This is a genomic window from Planktothricoides sp. SR001, assembly GCF_001276715.1.
Taxonomy (GTDB): Bacteria; Cyanobacteriota; Cyanobacteriia; order Cyanobacteriales; family Laspinemataceae; genus Planktothricoides; species Planktothricoides raciborskii.
Genome location: NZ_LIUQ01000006.1, coordinates 141,519 through 159,240 on the forward strand (window position 1 = coordinate 141,519; position 17,722 = coordinate 159,240).

Consider the following 17,722-nt stretch of genomic DNA (forward strand, 5'->3'; position numbering starts at 1 on the left):
CTAATAATTATTTAAGTGACCATAATCTTAACTTATTTACAGATGCCAATTTTCCATCACTAGAGGCTTCAAATTTAGCAATTAATCCTGGAGAGGGATAAAATAAAAGTAAATCGCTATTCCCATAGTCTACGGTGCTGGTATCAGAAATATTTGCGTCAGTTTTTTCAGGGTTAAACATATGAAGAGTTTTGGGAGTAAACAACTGCAATTTTAACTTTGATTTGTCCAATTTATGATAGTAAATTAAATTCCAGATTACCCACAATTTCGTGTCGCTGATTACAACTGGATTTTGATATTGATTTATTTGCTCCACAATTTCAGTATAGTCATTGCCAACCTCCTTATTCCACCAAGTTTTTGACGGCAGACTAATCGCCCCAGATAAAATTCCTGATGCAATCAATCCTAATAAAATAATATGACAGAGCCTTTGAGGGATTTTTTTCTGACTTAGTTGGTAGGATAAAAAATCCGCTATGGATATTTCTATACCCATAACAACCGGAAACAAATATCTTTTGTTGGTTAGTAGAACTCCAGAAGTTGAATTTAAATCTCTGAACACTGTCACCAGTAAGATAAACCAGGTAAAAATTACCAAAAAGGCGGAAATTTTTAGAGGATTTTTACAAATAGTCACCCAAAAAGCATAGCAGATAAATGCCAAGACGAGGGAATTTAAGATCAGCATCACAGAAATTTTCAGAACCGAGTCTGAATAGCCAGAGCCGAAATCGATAATAATTCTAGGCAGAATCCCGATTAAGCGCTTGGCTATAACAAAGATAGAAGCCCCGGGTTGCTCTCGATAATACTCTTGAAATTTTAGGATCAATAAAATCCAGGGAGAAAACGCCAACATCCCCCCAACAGATGCTATCAAATAAGCCATCAAGATTTTACTCAGTCGAAACCGTTCTAAGATCAGAAGATAAATTCCATGCCCGACGGCCACAAATACAGAAAATAGATGTGTGTATAGACTGGCAGTCAAAGCGATCGCATATATGCCCCAATTGAGCGGTTTATTAATCCTGATGGCTCGGAGTAAACAGGCACTAGAAAGTAAAATTGTCACTGCCCATAAGATATATGGTCTCGCTTCTTGGGCGTATAAAACTTGATAAGGACATACAGCGGTAAGGGCGATCGCAATCCATCCGACTAATGATGAATTAAACAATTCCCAACATAGCCAATAGATCGCTGGAAATACGAATAAACTAATCACAGCAGAAAGCGCTCTTATAGCGGCGATCGAGTCACCAAAAACTCCCACCCAACAGCGCACCAGGGCAAAGTACAGTGGTGGCATCAAAGGAGTATCTTTTGCTAGAGCATTCACGGTATCAATGACGTTATTTCCCGGAAAAATACCCTGATATTTTTGGAAGTCTTCAACTTGAATAATTTCCCCGGTAAAAAGACTGGCCATTAACTCCGTTGATGTATGACCAGAAATCCACAGAGAAGTAAAAGCTTCATCGCCCCAATAAATTTTTTGCTCCAGGTTAGCAAATCTAAAAAAAATGCCGATTGCTAAAGCGGAGATAATGATAAATCTTAGCCATTTAGGGTTAATTTGGCAATGATTATTTAAAAAAATATTCATTGTTTTCATAGTTATCCTCGGTCTAAAATCAGACCAAATTTTATTTATAAAAATCGCATTTTTTGTTTATTGTGTTGAAAATTGCCTTGATTTTTTATGACGAATGTATCTAGAAAATATATCCGTTTATTAGGATATAAATCTCACCCATACTTCAGACAGGGGTAAAGTAAGACAATATTTTTGATTCACTTTAGGATATATTATTTTTCTGGCTTAGAGATGTAACATTCCATAAAAAATTTACATTTTTTACAGATTCAACAGCCCAATTATGAGTATTTTTTAATTTATTAATCAACTCCTTAGATGGCCAGAATAAAAATATTTTTTGATTTTCATCGTCCCTGGCTGTATTCTTCCCAGTAACTCTTGATTTCATGTTAATGTTTTGAGCAAAGTCAAACATTTCTAGGGTTTCGGGGGTAAACAATTGAAACTGTAGATTTGAAGTATCCAAGTTAGGATAGTAAATTAAATTCCACATCGCCCATAAGTAACTATCACTAATAATGAGGGCATTTTGAGATTGATTTATCTTCTCGACAATTCGAGGATATTGAATTGGGATTGGCTTATTCCACCAAGTTTCGGCTGGCAAGCTAACGGCAGAAGATAATATACCTGATGCAATTAATGATACGAAAACAATTCGGTATTTTTTATGATTTGTTTGATTGCCTTGAAGCCAAATATATATCAAATAAGCCACAGATATTTGTACATATAAAATAACCGGAAACAAATATCTTGGACTGGTTAGAAGCACTTGAGATACTTTGATTAAATCCCTCAAAACGGCTAGAGGCAGGATTGGCAGACTCGACAGAAGCACAAAACCCCATATTTTCACAGGATTATGAAAAATTAAAAACCAAAAGCTATAACCAATTAGTATAATAATAATACTGCTCATTATCGTCATTATAATAAGTGTTATAACTGAGTCTGAATAATCCGATCCGAAATCGATAAAGCATCGAGTAAACAAACCGATTAAGCGCTTGGATAAAGTAAAAATAGAAGCACCAGAACTATCTGGATAATACTGTTGAAATTTTATGATGCATAAAAACCAAGGGAAAAATAAGAGGACTGCTGCCAAAGAAGATAGCAAATAGTTGATCGATATTTTATTCAAGCGAAACCGGTGAATTATGAGAAGATAAATTCCCTGCCCGACGGCCACAAATACAGAAAATAGATGCGTGTATAGACTGGCAGTCAAAGCGATCGCATATATGCCCCAATTGAGCGGTTTATTAATCCTGATGGCTCGGAGTAAACAGGCACTAGAAAGTAAAATTGTCACTGCCCATAAGATATATGGTCTCGCTTCTTGGGCGTATAAAACTTGATAAGGACATACAGCGGTAAGGGCGATCACAATCCATCCGACTAATGATGAATTAAACAATTCCCAACATAGCCAATAGATCGCTGGAAATACGAATAAACTAATCACAGCAGAAAGCGCTCTTATAGCGGCGATCGAGTCACCAAAAACTCCCACCCAACAGCGCACCAGGGCAAAGTACAGTGGTGGCATCAAAGGAGTATCTTTTGCTAGAGCATTCACGGTATCAATGACGTTATTTCCCGGAAAAATACCCTGATATTTTTGGAAGTCTTCAACTTGAATAATTTCCCCGGTAAAAAGACTGGCCATTAACTCCGTTGATGTATGACCAGAAATCCACAGAGAAGTAAAAGCTTCATCGCCCCAGTAAATTTTTTGCTCCAGGTTAGCAAACCTAAAAAAAATGCCGATCGCTAAAACTACAACTAATAAAAACTTAAATGAATTAGGCAAAAATTGCCAATTTTCATTAGTCGTTAATCTGATTTTTATCGTGTTTTTCATATAAAACTACCGATTTTTTTAGCTAAGGATAAAATTGTTAATTTTTCAGGGATTGTGATTGATCTTAGTCGGGAGCGATCGGTTAAATTTTCTTCTTAAGACGAGGGCAAAGTTTTAAGCCAGTGTAAAGACAGAACAGACCACTGTCAAATCTAGGTACGGTAGTTTTTTGTTGAATGGTAAAATATTTCAGCAAAGTAGGAATTAATGATTGACGGCGATCGCCATAGTCATTTTTCGCACTTTTTCCCGTAAGAAGTTTTAATCCGATATCCACAATTTTTGAAGCACCTGGAGTCACAACAACTAGAGAACCTCCCGGCTTGAGAACTCGCTGCATTTCCTGAGAAGCTGCATCTAAATTATCAATAAATTCAAGACTGCTAACGGCCACTAAACAGTCAAAAAAATTATTTTTAAATGGGAGTAATGTGGCACTACCCGAATAAAGTTTTGCTGAAATATTAAATTCGGCCAAAACTTTATTCACTGATGCTTGTTTTTGGTGAATATCAATTCCGTACAGTTCCCGACAGCGATCGCTTAATTCAGGCATAAAGACACCACTGCCATAACCGACTTCTAAAAGTCGATTGACCCTTTCTTTGGCCAACAAAGATATAATCAGATTAAATCTTTGACGTTGAATCCAGCCTAAAATAGGTCGATAGTTCCAATCAGCATGATCGACGGCACCAGTTTTTAACAAGGTCTCTGGTGGTAAAAGTTTTATGGAAGATAGCTGGTTCATATATTCACCTCCTTGTGGTGGTTTTCAAGGTTAAATAGGCAGAGTAAAAAGCTGTTGACTTACTTTTTCCGCAAGCTGAATGGTTTCATTCACATTCAATGTGCCGTTGAGAATATGCGCGGTGTTGATAATATGTAATCCGGGGATAGAGGTGTTAATTTGCGGCAACATTTCTGAGTAATTTAGGGTAGAAATTGCCAGGACATACCGGACTTTCGAGACTTGGAAACAGAGGATGTCCCTGGGGTCAAACTCCGGATACATCCTTTGCAGACCTTGAATGAATTTTGCTTTAATTTCTGAATCAGATAAAGCAAAATCCGGGTCGTTTTGGGTGACATATTTCGGCAGGTAAACCAAAGCATTGCCGTGGAAGTTTTGGAGATCGACTAAGGCGGACATTTCAATTACCCCGGTAAAGGGAACCCAGTCCTCAGTAATGTTGGTGACATAGAAGTCAGATAAAGGCTTCTTCAATAGCAGAGAAGCACAAATAATTCCCTGATATTGAATGGCTTTGAGTCGATTGATTTCATCAGCGGTTAAGTCCGGGCAAATTTGCGCGGCAATTGGGGCAGCGCAGGTGACAATTACGCGATCGCACCTTGCTTCATGCCCATTGTCAAACTGAATCTTGATGCCTTGGTTAAATCGCTCAATTCTTGTCACCCGATGACCGAGTTCTATCTTAACATTTTCTGCCGCTAAAACTTGGGCAAAGCGATCGATAATTTTGGCATATCCACCGGGAACATAGCCAAACATTTCTTTTTTCAATCCGGTACGACGGGCCGCATATAGTCGGGCAATAATTGCCCAAATAAAGGAAGCAGACGCGATTTTATAGTTCTCTCCCAGCTTCGATCGCAGTAGGGGCAACCAAATTTTCTCAAACACCGACTTGCCCGACCAGCGGATTAGCCAATCACTCACAGATATTTTTTCTAGTTTTTGCCAATTTTTAATTTTTGACCCATAGAGAATGGTTAAAGCAAAGCGGATTTTACCGAGTAACCCTAGGGGAAAATCTCGAAGAAATTCGATACTATTAGAAATCGAATATAACTTGCCATTGGTATATAAGCCGGTGCGAGTTTCCACCCATTGCATTTCGGCGGCTAAACCCAGTTCATCTAACAGATTTTTTAAATAAGTATCTGACAACAAGGTGACATGATAATGGCGATCCCAAACTAAATCACCCAGTTGCCAAGCACTTGCCAATCCACCTAAATAATTGGCACTTTCAAATAAGGTGACATTTTTGCCTTGTTGCACCAGACGATGGGCTAAAGTCATGCCCAGCATCCCACCACCGATAATTGCCCAACTTTCTGTTTTGGGATGTTCTATCTGGGGATTTTTTATGGTAGATGATAAATTGCGATCGCTCATCGGTTATGCTCCTACTTTTCCGGTCTTGTAATCATTTCAAACGGGAGGAGTAAGTTCTGTCACCACTTGATGTTTTACAGAGTATTTTAATCCGCAAACAGAACAAGTAACCTCGTCAAATTGTTCTGTTTCATGGGTGAAACGAAGCAAAGGTTCTCCACAGCGACACACGCAACCAATGGACTTCGCTGGATGGCCAATTGCCAGATGAAAATCCGGGATTGATTTAGTCACCAAAGACCCCATGCCAATCATCGCAAAACGACCAATTTCCAGGTTATTACCAATGGTACAACCGGCACCAATGGTTGCTCCTTCTTTGACCAGAGTTGGCAAAGTATGGTCATCGGGATCGGAGGTTCTTAACTGTTTTAAATCTGAAGTGGTGGCTCTGGGAAAGCGGTCATTAGTAAAGGTAGTTGAGGCTGAAATCATCACTCCATCTTCTATGGTGACAGCGGTGCAAATATAGACAAAAGCGTTTATTTTCACGCGATCGCCAATCGTCACCCCATAAGCAATATAACTTTTTTCCCCAATAATACATTCTTCGCCAATTTGAGTGGAGTGACGAATATGCACATTGTCCCAGATAGATGTTTTTTCGCCAATTGTCACCCCTAATTCAATGTTGGCTGTGGGATGAATTTTAACCGTCATATCAAAACCTCATGGGTTACTCAAGGATAATTTTTTTCTGATTTTTATCCAAACAATAATTACGCTTTAGGATTGATGGTTGATCCATCAGATATGGTGGGTATTTACCCCTAGGGAATGTTGGTGGGCATAGCCCACCATAAACAGGTGAAAATTAAGCTGCTGATTGCAAGCGATCGATTCTGAATTTAATATTTTCTTGATGTCCGACTTTTGTCCACTTGCTGTTTTCTAGTGCTGCATAAGCGGCTTCAATTACTTCTACAGATGCCAGAGCATCTTCGTGATTAATTAACAGATTTTCTTCATCTTTAATGCCTTTAGCAAAATTTTCAATTTGACTGCGGAATGCCTGTACTTTGTCGTAGCCATTGCCAAATTTAATCCAATCTTTACTATAACTTTGACGGTATTTAGATTCTTGCCAGCCGACAGAAATTGTTCCTTGAGAACCGTAAATTCGGATATAGTAATCGAGTTCTTTGTTGATACTCCAAGAAAGATCGATATTGCCGACAACACCGCTGACACTTTTAGCAAAGATACGCACCGTATCTTCAACTGGCAAACCTTGAATTCGTTTGGCTTCGACTACCTGTACTTCTGCCAATCTTCCGAGGAAATAGCGCATAATATCAATGGAGTGAGTGCCGTTATCAATTAACACCCCGCCCCCAGAAATTTCTGGTTTGGCATTCCAACGAGATGACATATCAACCCGCGAGGTAAAAGCATTTTCAAATAAGACAATTTCCCCTAAAATTCCCGAAGATACAATGCTTTTTGCTTTGATGACATCTTCGACGTAGCGGAATTTTGAAGCCATTGTGAGTTTTACTCCGGCTTTTTGCGCTGCATCCACCATTCTCCGAGCACTTGCAAGGTCAATACTCAGGGGTTTTTCGCACAAAACAGGAATCTGACTTTCTAAAAAATGTATGGCAATTGCCTCATGGGTGACAGGAGGGGTGCAGATAATTACTGCGTCGAGTTCTGACGCTTCACCCATTGCTTGATATGATTCGTAACTGGGGCATCCTAATCTTTCGCCGAGGGCTTGGGCAGCTTCGGTTCTCAGATCGGCAACTCCCACAAGTTCAGCGGTTTCACTGGCTTCAAATGCTTGAGCATAAGCTTGGGCGATCGCCCCTGCCCCAACCAGTCCAAATTTAGTTTTTGTCGTCATAATGATTAACCTGTTTTTTATTAAAAATTTATGCTGAGTTGCTAATAGCTAATCGAGATTAATTTGTTGAAAACTATCGGCGATTAGCCCGGTTTTTTTGGGGCAAACCATTCCGTAATTTAAGATGCTTAACGATCACTTAATCGCCGCAATGCTTCGCCCCGATTATACTGGGATGAGCCCCTTGGCTATTGGTGAAATAACTAACCTTAATTAGCGATTTACCAGTAATTCCACCGCGTTGAGAATTTCGCTGGCAATATAGTCAACATGATCGTTGGTGTAACGCTCGTTCCAAGGTAATACGAGCACGCTTTCTAATCCGGCAAAAGTACCGGCAAATCGGGCGCGATCGTAGTCAACGGCTTCGGGTCGGGCTAAGGTAAAGGGATAGCGAGAATTCCCAAAGGTGCGTTGTTTTTGGAAAATTTCGCACATAAAAGCAGGTTTCTGGATATATCGAGGCGCTGAGAAAATGCCTTTTTCTTTTAGTAGTTTCGCTAATCCTACGGGGCCATTGGGAATGACTTCACTGTCAACCCGTAGACAATATTTCCAGTAAGTGTGAATGTTACGCGGATCAGCCCAAGGGGTTTCAATTCCGGCAATATCTTGCAATTTTTCTGTCAGTTTGTTGGCGGTGGTGATGCGACTGGAAATCACTCCATCTAATTTCTTGAGTTGGGCAACCGCAACAGCCCCTTGTAATTCGCTGATGCGATAATTTAGGGCTAAAAAGTAGTGGTCTGGATTTGGATCTCCGTAACCCCAAGCTTTGTTGATAAATAAGTACATCCGACGGGCTAAAGCGTCATCGTTGGTGACAACAAATCCACCTTCCCCAGTAGTAATATGTTTACCTTGTTGTAAACTGAAACAACCAATGGTTCCCAGAGTGCCAACGTGCTGATGATTATGTTTGGCACCGTAAGCCTGAGCACAGTCTTCAATCACGGGAATATTGCGAGATTTCGCGAGTTCAATAATCTCGCTCATGTTGCAAGGATTGCCGAATAAATGAGTGACGATGATGGCTTTGGTGCGATCGCTTAAACAAGGCTCAATGGTTTCTGCGGTCACATTCCAAGTTTTCGGATCAACATCGGCAAAAACGGGAATTGCTCCTTGATAAATAATCGGAGTTAAGCCTCCCATATCGGTGATGGAAGTGGTGACAATTTCATCTCCGGGTTCTGGATCGATCGCCGCTACCGCTACATGAATGGCTGCGGTTCCAGAGGCACAAGCGTAAGCGTGTTTTACCCCCAGGCGATCGGCAAATTTTTGTTCTAATTCTTTAACAAAATTTCCTTTGGTGCTGGTCAAAGTTCCACTGCGGATCGCCTCAGCGACCAAGGCGATTTCTTCATCGCCCAGGGTTCTACCAGAAGCTTCTTGATCGGAAGGTAATGTGATAGTTTTTTGTTTGGTAATTTCTGCAACCATGATGTCAAACTCCTAGGTTTTAAATCGGTGTAAATTAATTTGATTGCTTTTTGATTTTTTTGATTATTAAAAAAAGTATAAAAAATCCGTTGAATCAATCGGCAATAGCCAACTTAATTTTTGGCTGGGTTTTGCTAAATTGACAGATTTTTTAGACTCAACAGCGATCGCCATTGATGGGAACGCCAGATATTTCTATGAAACACTATTTTTCTAAATCCGTGTTGCCAAATTGGCATATTTTTGGAAAACCTTTGGGAAAAACCCGTTATTTTTAAAAAAACCAGCTTCCTGGTATTCAAGTCAGCCAAAAAAACCGGCTTGTTGAAGAAACCGGGTTAGTGATGTTCTGGGACTTTTTTAATGTTTTTTATTCAATTCTTGCTTATTTTGCTTATTTAATTTATAAATCGCTGTTCCTAGGTAAAACATTTCTTCAAAATTGCTTTTGGTTTGCATGGAAATAATTCCCAAGCTTACTAACTGAATTGCCAACATCAAAGTCATGCCACCAATAATAAAGGTGTGCGGCGCCTGGTGAAAAGCCCCAGCGACCGCATCGGAAAAGCGATCCAGAAACCAATCAGCCGGTAAGTTTTGATAATTGGTAAAAGTATGAATGAGTACCCAAGCATTCGCTAAACAAGAAAAGCCAAACAAGAATAAGCCTGGAATTAAGAAAAATATCACAGGTCGAGAAATAAATCCAGAGAATAAAACCGACCAAATTTGCCGCCAAATCCTCATGCTAGATCGTCTTTTCGGCTTCTTCACGGTGCGCTCCACTCGCCAGTTTAAGTGAGCCGGTATCTCTTCAATTCTCGCTCGTAAAATTCTGGCTTTATAGATAATTTCTGGATTGATATCCATGCTCATGGAACGCAAATTTAGCGATCGCAAAAACTGCCCATCATAAGCTCGCACCATGCCGGTGACTGTGGCTAATTCTCCCTTAGAAGTCGCGGATAAAAATCGGTTAGCCCAGATACTTAATTTTTTCCTAGCCCAAGGAACATTAGAAATATTTCCTCCTTCTATATAAGGAGAAGCTACGACAATTTTCGCCAGAGTTTCTCGCATTTTGCTGAGAAGTCTTTCGATATGTTCTGGAGCATAACTCAGATCCAAATCGATGACGACAACATAATCCCCATGACAGTAATTAAAGCCAAATTTAAGGGCTTGGCCGAGTCCGAAATTGGTGATATGATGTAAAACATACACATTTTCTCTGGTACTTGCAAAGGCTTCCGCCAGTTCTCCGGTCTCATCCAAACTGCCATCATTAATCACCACAATTTCCCAGTCATAGGTATCCTGGAGAGATTCCATATACTCGCAGAGAATAGTGAGATTTTGTTCCACGATCGCCGCTTCGTTGTACCCAGGCACAATTAATGAAACTAGGGGTTTTTGTTTTTGTGGATCTCTCCACCAATTGGTTTTATATGATTGAATGAGCGGTGATTGACTTGGGGGTTTAATCGAAGGATTTGTCACGGGATATGGGAGAGATTTTAACATAATTTCACCTGTTTCAATCTATATAGATAGCAATCTTGAGATGATGCAACAGTTCGCTGCACTGCCCTGCGACTTCCGTAGTCAGAAAAACCGGGTTTTTGCTCATTTTTTCTGACCTGATGAGCCAAAACTCAATGAACAGCCCGGTTTTTAATGCCCTGAAAACCAAGCCTTGACCTGGATTGTGAAATAAGTACGTCTTTCTCAGTCTATGAAACCCTCGAATCAGGAGATTATGTTGCCAAATTGGCAACTCGTTACAAAATTTTACAGATTTATTAGACAATTCTGGCAAAATTCTGGATCGATCCTCCCAACCCCCCGATCTTCGGGGAGATGAGCGAGAATTCTGCCAGAATTGTCTATTATTTAGGGGGCATTGATCAATTCTGTGAGTGTAGTGGCAATTCGTGAATTGCCACTCGTGAATTGCCACTACGACCCATAATTTTAGTCTGGACGCGCTACTAAGACGCGCTACTAAATTTATGGTTAATGCTCTTGCCACCGTTGCCATGCACTGTCAACAATCTTGCCAATCAATTGCGGGTAAGACAGACCAGCAAGATCCGCCATAATTGGCAAATCTGAACGGATATGGTTTAGCCCTGGCAATGGATTAACCTCTAGAAAATGCCAAACCCCTCTGGCATCACAGCGCAAATCAACGCGGGCGGTGTCCCGGCAACCCAGCGCATGGTAGACATTTAAAGCCAGTTGGTTGGCCTGTGCTGCCACTGGTTCTTCATCAGTGACGAGACGATAAGATACCCGTTCTAGATATTCGCCTTTATTCAGGGCGGTATATCCTACCGCGTCGGCTTTGTCAGTAAAGATGACTTCCATGACAGCCAGCACCCCCGCAGTGCTGCCATTGCCGACAATACCCACAGTGACTTCCCTGCCGGGGAGAAAAGTTTCTACGAGTACCGGCTGGTGAAATTGTGCCAGCAATTCTTCGCAGGCTGGGACTAACGCTTCTTGGTCGTTGATGAAAGAATGGCTGGTGACACCTTTGGAACTGCCCTCGGCCAAGGGTTTGAGGAACAGGGGCAGGGGTAAGGATAATGTGCTTGCCTCTTCGGGGGTATTCACTATTTCAAATTCTGGGGTGGGCAAACCGCGATCGCGCACTACCCGCTTGGCCAAAGCCTTATCCAAGGCCAGGGCACAAGTCAGGGGATCCGAGAATGTATAAGGTTGATTAAATAATTCACAGACTGCGGGGACTTGCGCTTCACGGGAACGACCCCAAACCCCTTCGGCCAGATTGAAAATCAAATCCCAGCGATCGCCTGCAACTAGCCTCCGCGCTAGTTCTCTGCCATTGCCGATCCGTTCAACATTATGACCCAAATGGCTTAAAGCATCTTCCAGACCAATGATCGTTTCTTCATCGTCAAATTCCATCACCTCGATCGCACTGAAACCTGCTTTAAGATAGTCTTCCTTCAGGTCGTAACACAAACCAATCAAAAGCTTCATGGTTACTCCACTGGATCTATATAAGTGTAGAGATGGCCTTCCCAATTCCGTACAATGGTTTGGCTGTTTTCGTAAGCCATTACGGTTTCCGGGAAAATGGGGACTTTGCCCCCACCACCCGGTGCATCGATCACGAATGTGGGCACTGCATACCCCGTCGTATGACCCCGCAGTTGAGAGATCAAATCAATCCCGGTTTGCACCGTCGTCCGTAGGTGTGCGGTGCCCACAACCGGGTCACATTGGTAGAGGTAGTAGGGGCGTACACGCAGTTTGAGTAGACCGTGAAACAGATTTTTCAGTGCGGCTACGGAATCATTCACCCCTTTCAGCAGAACCGTTTGACTGCCCAGAGGAATGCCACCATCAGCCAGTAAATCGCAAGCTGTGGCGACTTCAGCGGTTAGTTCTTTCCGATGACAAAAGTGCAAGGAAAGCCACACGCGATGCTTCCGCAAAACGGAAACAAGGGACGGGGTAATCCGTTGGGGTAAGAAACTGGGAACGCGGGAACCGATCCGCACAAATTCAATATGTTCGATCGCCCGCAACTGTCCCAGCAAGTTGTCCAAAACTTCATCAGACATCAGCAGCGGATCCCCCCCAGAAATCAGCACATCCCGGACTTCAGTATGTTCTTGCAAGTAAGCAACTATGACATCGATCCGCCGTGTCAGGGGATACATCTCCCCTTGGCTGACTAAGCGCGATCGCGTGCAGTAACGGCAGTAAGCCGCGCAAGAGTCCAAAGCCAGCAGTAACACGCGATCGGGATAACGGTGTACCAGTCCAGGCACCACGCTATCATTATCCTCACCGCAGGGATCGGCCATATCTCCTAAACTGGTGACTAATTCTTCTTCTCGTGGCACTACCTGCAAGCGAATTGGGCAAAGGGGATTATCAGGGTCAATTAACTCGGCAAAATGCGGCGTTACGGCCACCGCAAACTTATCCCGCGCTTTTTCTAGCCCTCGTTCCTCTGATGGAGTGAGCTTTAGCAACTGCTGAAAATGTTCTAATTTAGTCAGCCGGTGACGCATTTGCCAGCGCCAATCTTTCCATTGTTCTGGGTCTAAGGATGTCCCAAGAATATGGCAAATTTCCTCACGCCTGGATTTTGCTATCAGAGGTTGATCAACTACGGTGTTTGATTCCATGATTGGTGGTTTTTAGCTAAGTTTTGACTAGCTCAGGTTTTTTGTTTCGGGAGTCAGATTCAAGCCAAAAAGCTTACCAGTCCAAAAAAGCCAGAAAATTTGAGACGTTTCTGCGCTTTACTGAACTTTTTGTCTGTATTTTTTAGCACGGAAGCCACCCGTACAGGTAAAACGGCAAACACCTCCAGAGCGTTGGGAAACTTTTTGAAAAAGTCCGGCAGCAGATAATTTTTTCATTATATTTCATTATATTCAATGGATCTGTCGATCGCCCGGTTAAAATCACTGTTAATTAACATTCCCTTACCAAAACATAATCAAAGACTTGCGGAAACATCCCCTTGATGCTATATCGCCTAAAAAACTAATTAGACTTCTTGCTTTCCCAGGCTAAAAAGCCGATTGGAGCGCTTATCGGGGGTTTGGGGGGATCAACGTCGGGTAGGGGCAGGTTTCAAACTCGCCCCTACTTTGTTGTCTACTATACTGCTGTATGCCAGAGATCAGCATTCAGGTATCAAAAATCAGCTATCAGCTTGGATGCTTCAGGAATCAGCTTTCAGCCCCTACATTGGTCGCTGACCGTTGCCCTTCTGACGGCTTACTGTCAGAGTAAAATCAGATTGAATTAACCAAGCTAATTGATATTTAAAAAATAAATTTTTAAATATTTTAGCTTAAAAGTTTGATAACAGTTTTCTTGAAATAAGAGGGTTATCAATGGTTTATTTTCTTGAGTTTCATATCAAATAAAAACTATAAATTAGTTCGTATATTTATGAGGTACAAAGGTAAAATCTGTCATTCCCGCCTTCGCGGGAATCTATATCCTTATGTACCTCAGCAAACAGAGAAAACAGACAAAGGCGATATAGAAAAATTGTGCGATCAATGTGAGGAGAATTTTTCCATATCGATCGCGACTCGTGAGTTAATTTCCAGGGTTACAGCGTCGTTACTAAGTAATCCCTGTAAGTTTTCACCGATCGCCTTTGAATCAAAATGTTTCAATGCCGCGATCGCATGAAGTCTGACGGTTTCATTGTCATCAGCTAACAGTTCTTTCAGGGGTTCAATGGCGATCGCCTGTCCTAATTGTCCCAACCCTACGGCGATCGCCTGCTTAATTTTGGGCTGTTCGATCGCCGGGTTTGAAGTTTCCGACTTGAGGAAATTAATCAAAATATGCGCCGCTTTTGGTTGCAAAACCGAAGATTCTACTCGGCCCAAACTGCTAATTATTGAAGACCATACTGCGGAGGACAAAGGCAGGGTTAAAGCTTCTTCTAAATAGTCTAATGCCTTGGGATGAGACATCCAGCCTAAACCATTAACCACTGTCACCGTTAAAGGAATTGGGGTGTGTGGAGATTTTATCACTGCAAATAAAGCATCGGCAGCGGATTCATTGCCAATCCGCATCAAGGCGATCACCGCTTGTTGACAGACTTCTAAGTTAAAATCCCAGAGGCGATCGCGCAACAAATCCACTAAATTCTCTGGCAACATATCAGCAGAAGAACGCATAGAAAATAAACCCAAACCAATCACCGCTTCCAGTCTCACCGTGGCCATCAAATCCGACAATGCAGTCACTAATATTGGGGGAATTCGGGCATCATCAAAATTACTTAAAGCCGCGATCGCTGCTTTGCGGATTAAAGAGTCTGAATCATCGACCACCGTTAACAATGGGGCAATAATTTCCGGTCGATGAATTTTCGCCAAAGCCCGAACCGCAAAAAGTCGTGATGAATCATTTTTTAATAGGGTTTCTAATCCCTGAATTGCATTTGGGCCAATATTAGCCAAAGCCTCTGCTGCCACCAAGCAGAGTTCTTCATCACTGTCGCTATCCACCAAATCAATTAACCCTTGGACGACTTCCGGGCGATCGAACTGACCCAGAATTTGTCCGGCAAACCACCGCAATTCTATTTCCGCCTCTTCATCCTGCAAAATTTCTATTAAAGGGGCGATCGCCGCATTGCCTAGATTGGGAAAAATTTTAACCACTTCCCAGCGGGCTTGAAAATCACCAAATTCTAGGACTTGCAAGGCTAAATCTAGCATAGTGGGAAATAGCTGACGGTCTTGTGGGGCTTTTGGTGAATTCAGTTTGGTTTCATGTTTTTTAATCTGATTTGAGGCGATCGCTGGTTTTTTGCGAGCATCTTTTCCCGCATCTTTTTCAGATTGTAACAATTGATGCAGACATTGGGTCACAAATGACCAGTTATTTTGCTTCGCCGCAATTTGGGCTTGTTCAGTCAGGTTTTGATTGGTTAAAGACATTATAGTGATCAATTTTTAGGATATTTTAGGGTATTTTAGGATATTTTCAATCAGAGATGATTGGCAGCAAATTTTTTGAAGTTTATCTAGAGATCAACCGCCTGGTAAGTCATGTAAATTTTGCATAATATAGCTATGATTTGTGAACTTTTGAGATTCCCATCTCCCCTTTTGGGAGCTTATCCTTACTCACATATTTTTTAACATAATTATACCTCTGGCAAAAAACATCTATCTTATAATTATATAATTATAATTATTTAATTCTCGACCACATAGCCAACTCATAATTCTCAATTGCTGACAAGAAATTGCAAGGGAAACCATAAGGCAACGATTTCGATAACGACTTGAGAATATTTTAAAAATTTTCACACTCCTATTAACATAATAAATCACTATTAATTTTTGATATAAATATCGATTGTAAAGGTTTCAGTATGAAAATGAACCTGGCTCTTTTTAAACAAGTTAAAATCATGGCAATTCCCTCGTCATTTAGGCAAATAATCTGTTTACTTTCTTGATTAATGATTGCATTTTTTAGCTGTGGTATTTTTTATTTACTGAATAGGATTTTTTATTTTTTTTTTTTGCTTTTGATAGCTGTTTCTGTGACATCCACTACCACCAATTATGGGATCCCAAAACCATTGAACAATGGTTTTTTCCCAGGAATACCAAACTTTCCCGTTTTCATTAAGGTTGATTCAATATTAGTGACAATTCGGCTTTCTCGTTGATTCGGATACTCCCCAATTTGTGCCGATATGGAAATAAGTTCGATATTCTCGCCAATATTCCAAGGCCACTAGGACTTGTTCTTCAAGAGTTAAGGCGCCACGCCGTACTCGTTTATCTTGAGGATTCTCTAACCGGACTTGTTCTTGTTCACCATTTCTTTAAAGGTTTGAATCTGGATACCAAATCTCCGTTTAAATTGCTCCGGTTTCAAATTTAGATAAAATGGATAATGGATTGTTGATGATTAATTTATTGTGGAACTGCAAAATATCTCTTTAGCATTTTATGCTGTTTTTAGCAAAAGATCCTGAAAATTAGCTATAACCATCGCATCCATTAATCAAGCCAATTTTTTAATTATAGCATAAAATTATTTTGCAAGAGGTCTATTATTCTTGACATCCGCTTAAGTAACCCTGTAATAGCCTCCATGTACCCGCAATGTCATCAAGTCGTCGTAGACCTAACCAAATAGTTTTCACTCCGGGTTCGCCATCTTTTTTACGTCCTAAGAAACCACCCAGGCTCGCAATCCAACGCACACATTGATTCAAAGTTGGCGGAGTTTCAGGGGGAATAGGCGTTGAGTGTATATGACACAATCTAGAGGTAGCAAAACCAATCGCCGATGACGACGCGCATCGCCCAATTCCGTATGCTTGAGTTCTTCGGCCACCCAAGAATTCATAATTTCTCCATCCCAGACGAGTCAATCGGAACGTCAATTTTAGCTGATGAGTCTATCTGTGCGATCGCCGTCCGGATCCTCTGGCGGCCTTGAGTCCGATCTCCGGGCTGCTTACTTGACCCAAAAAAGATGAAGTTTTGTGAATAAATTAGGCGAAACCCAGACTAGATAAGCTTTTGAAATTGTTAAGAAATATGTGAGTAAGACAAGTTTTGAAAGATGCGTCCGCCATCGTGAGGGCAAATTTTCTCCATTGATTTAGTTTTTTTATATAAAAAATAGTTTTAATTTGTTTGAATTTATTTTGCTTGATTGACATTATAATTATTTTATATTTTATATGGTTCGTCTGTGTTAGCTAAAACAATGGTGTTTCCAGAAAGCTTAATAAAAATTTAATGGTATTATTCTGAATATTGTGTATAATTTAAATTAGTATTTTATTACCGCTATTACCGCCAAAACAGATCGCTGATTGCCGGTGTTGCCTGGATAACCCCTAATATCTAATGGAGGCACAGACTATGAAACCTGTGGCTGAATCCGAATTGAACCCGCAAGAGTTGATCGATTGGTTGATTTCTACTATTGCCCATGAATTGCGAACTCCTTTAACCACGATTTTGGCATCAGCGGAATTGCTGGAATATTACCAAGATAAATGTTCTGAGCAACAAAAAAAACAATATTTGAAGCAAATTAAAATATCAATTCTCGCCATCCGAGAATTTTTAGATAGTGAAGATTTTGCGGCAAATTTGCAAAAATTGGCAGATCAAATCTCAGAACCAGAGCGGGTGTATCAATTATGTCAAATTTTACGCAAGGACTATGAATGACTATGAATGATTCGGAAAGTATCGGCTTCGATACCCCCAACCGATGGCGGATCCAAGGGAAGCTTTT

Annotated in this window: 13 protein-coding genes and 2 pseudogenes; 1 reads left to right on the forward strand and 14 read right to left on the reverse strand. The window is 41.1% G+C overall.

Annotated elements, in window-relative coordinates; translation table 11 throughout:
• Positions 1-7: 7 nt before the first annotated feature.
• From AM228_RS05885 to AM228_RS30720, 14 genes and pseudogenes are all read right to left on the reverse strand, one after another.
• Positions 8-1,618 (reverse strand): glycosyltransferase family 39 protein, encoded by a 1,611-nt coding sequence (locus AM228_RS05885; protein WP_054465163.1) that lies wholly within the window; start codon positions 1,616-1,618, stop codon positions 8-10.
• Between the two features lie 193 nt (positions 1,619-1,811).
• Positions 1,812-3,482 (reverse strand): glycosyltransferase family 39 protein, encoded by a 1,671-nt coding sequence (locus tag AM228_RS05890; protein WP_054465164.1) that lies wholly within the window; start codon positions 3,480-3,482, stop codon positions 1,812-1,814.
• 82 nt (positions 3,483-3,564) lie between these two features.
• Complete coding sequence (locus AM228_RS05895) at positions 3,565-4,233, reverse strand: class I SAM-dependent methyltransferase (protein WP_054465165.1); 669 nt, start codon at positions 4,231-4,233, stop codon at positions 3,565-3,567.
• A gap of 30 nt (positions 4,234-4,263) precedes the next feature.
• The gene (locus tag AM228_RS05900) at positions 4,264-5,628 is read right to left on the reverse strand and encodes an NAD(P)/FAD-dependent oxidoreductase (protein WP_072160678.1); all 1,365 of its coding nucleotides are present in this window, start codon (positions 5,626-5,628) and stop codon (positions 4,264-4,266) included.
• 36 nt (positions 5,629-5,664) lie between these two features.
• A complete protein-coding gene (locus AM228_RS05905) occupies positions 5,665-6,288 on the reverse strand; it encodes an acyltransferase (protein ID WP_054465166.1) in 624 nt (207 codons plus the stop codon).
• A 154-nt stretch (positions 6,289-6,442) separates the two neighbouring features.
• Positions 6,443-7,474, reverse strand: a complete 1,032-nt coding sequence (locus tag AM228_RS05910; RefSeq protein WP_054465167.1) for a Gfo/Idh/MocA family protein — start codon at positions 7,472-7,474, stop codon at positions 6,443-6,445.
• A 213-nt stretch (positions 7,475-7,687) separates the two neighbouring features.
• On the reverse strand, positions 7,688-8,920 hold the full coding sequence (locus tag AM228_RS05915; RefSeq protein ID WP_054465168.1) for a DegT/DnrJ/EryC1/StrS aminotransferase family protein: 1,233 nt from the start codon (positions 8,918-8,920) through the stop codon (positions 7,688-7,690).
• A gap of 360 nt (positions 8,921-9,280) precedes the next feature.
• On the reverse strand, positions 9,281-10,444 hold the full coding sequence (locus AM228_RS05920; protein ID WP_082348758.1) for a glycosyltransferase family 2 protein: 1,164 nt from the start codon (positions 10,442-10,444) through the stop codon (positions 9,281-9,283).
• A gap of 492 nt (positions 10,445-10,936) precedes the next feature.
• Entirely contained in the window at positions 10,937-11,929 is a 993-nt protein-coding gene (locus tag AM228_RS05930; protein WP_054465170.1) for an ATP-grasp domain-containing protein, read from the reverse strand.
• A 2-nt stretch (positions 11,930-11,931) separates the two neighbouring features.
• Positions 11,932-13,089, reverse strand: coding sequence for a KamA family radical SAM protein (locus AM228_RS05935; protein WP_054465171.1), 1,158 nt, complete (start codon positions 13,087-13,089; stop codon positions 11,932-11,934).
• Positions 13,090-13,977: 888 nt separating this feature from the next.
• Positions 13,978-15,384 carry a HEAT repeat domain-containing protein gene (locus tag AM228_RS05940; RefSeq protein ID WP_054465172.1) on the reverse strand — a complete coding sequence of 469 codons (1,407 nt, stop codon included), beginning with the start codon at positions 15,382-15,384 and terminating at the stop codon, positions 13,978-13,980.
• A 256-nt stretch (positions 15,385-15,640) separates the two neighbouring features.
• A pseudogene (locus AM228_RS30715) lies at positions 15,641-16,363 on the reverse strand (transposase family protein).
• A 154-nt stretch (positions 16,364-16,517) separates the two neighbouring features.
• Positions 16,518-16,703: pseudogene (locus tag AM228_RS29245) on the reverse strand (IS4 family transposase); the annotation flags it as partial.
• Entirely contained in the window at positions 16,679-16,816 is a 138-nt protein-coding gene (locus tag AM228_RS30720; protein ID WP_082348759.1) for a transposase DNA-binding-containing protein, read from the reverse strand. The pseudogene AM228_RS29245 and the gene AM228_RS30720, both read right to left, overlap by 25 nt.
• A 524-nt stretch (positions 16,817-17,340) precedes the next feature.
• On the opposite strand from AM228_RS30720, the gene AM228_RS05945 reads away from it, so the two are divergent.
• Entirely contained in the window at positions 17,341-17,655 is a 315-nt protein-coding gene (locus AM228_RS05945) for a histidine kinase dimerization/phospho-acceptor domain-containing protein (protein WP_054465173.1), read from the forward strand.
• The last annotated feature ends 67 nt before the right edge of the window (positions 17,656-17,722 follow it).

Coding starts and splice junctions, on each gene's coding strand:
- AM228_RS05935 (WP_054465171.1), bottom strand. CDS start 13,089: ATGGAATCAAACACCGTAGTTGATCAACCTCTGATAGCAAAATCCAGG.
- AM228_RS05940 (WP_054465172.1), bottom strand. CDS start 15,384: ATGTCTTTAACCAATCAAAACCTGACTGAACAAGCCCAAATTGCGGCG.
- AM228_RS05920 (WP_082348758.1), bottom strand. CDS start 10,444: ATGTTAAAATCTCTCCCATATCCCGTGACAAATCCTTCGATTAAACCC.
- AM228_RS05915 (WP_054465168.1), bottom strand. CDS start 8,920: ATGGTTGCAGAAATTACCAAACAAAAAACTATCACATTACCTTCCGAT.
- AM228_RS05930 (WP_054465170.1), bottom strand. CDS start 11,929: ATGAAGCTTTTGATTGGTTTGTGTTACGACCTGAAGGAAGACTATCTT.
- AM228_RS05885 (WP_054465163.1), bottom strand. CDS start 1,618: ATGAATATTTTTTTAAATAATCATTGCCAAATTAACCCTAAATGGCTA.
- AM228_RS05900 (WP_072160678.1), bottom strand. CDS start 5,628: ATGAGCGATCGCAATTTATCATCTACCATAAAAAATCCCCAGATAGAA.
- AM228_RS05890 (WP_054465164.1), bottom strand. CDS start 3,482: ATGAAAAACACGATAAAAATCAGATTAACGACTAATGAAAATTGGCAA.
- AM228_RS05945 (WP_054465173.1), top strand. CDS start 17,341: ATGAAACCTGTGGCTGAATCCGAATTGAACCCGCAAGAGTTGATCGAT.
- AM228_RS05910 (WP_054465167.1), bottom strand. CDS start 7,474: ATGACGACAAAAACTAAATTTGGACTGGTTGGGGCAGGGGCGATCGCC.
- AM228_RS30720 (WP_082348759.1), bottom strand. CDS start 16,816: ATGAATTCTTGGGTGGCCGAAGAACTCAAGCATACGGAATTGGGCGAT.
- AM228_RS05905 (WP_054465166.1), bottom strand. CDS start 6,288: ATGACGGTTAAAATTCATCCCACAGCCAACATTGAATTAGGGGTGACA.
- AM228_RS05895 (WP_054465165.1), bottom strand. CDS start 4,233: ATGAACCAGCTATCTTCCATAAAACTTTTACCACCAGAGACCTTGTTA.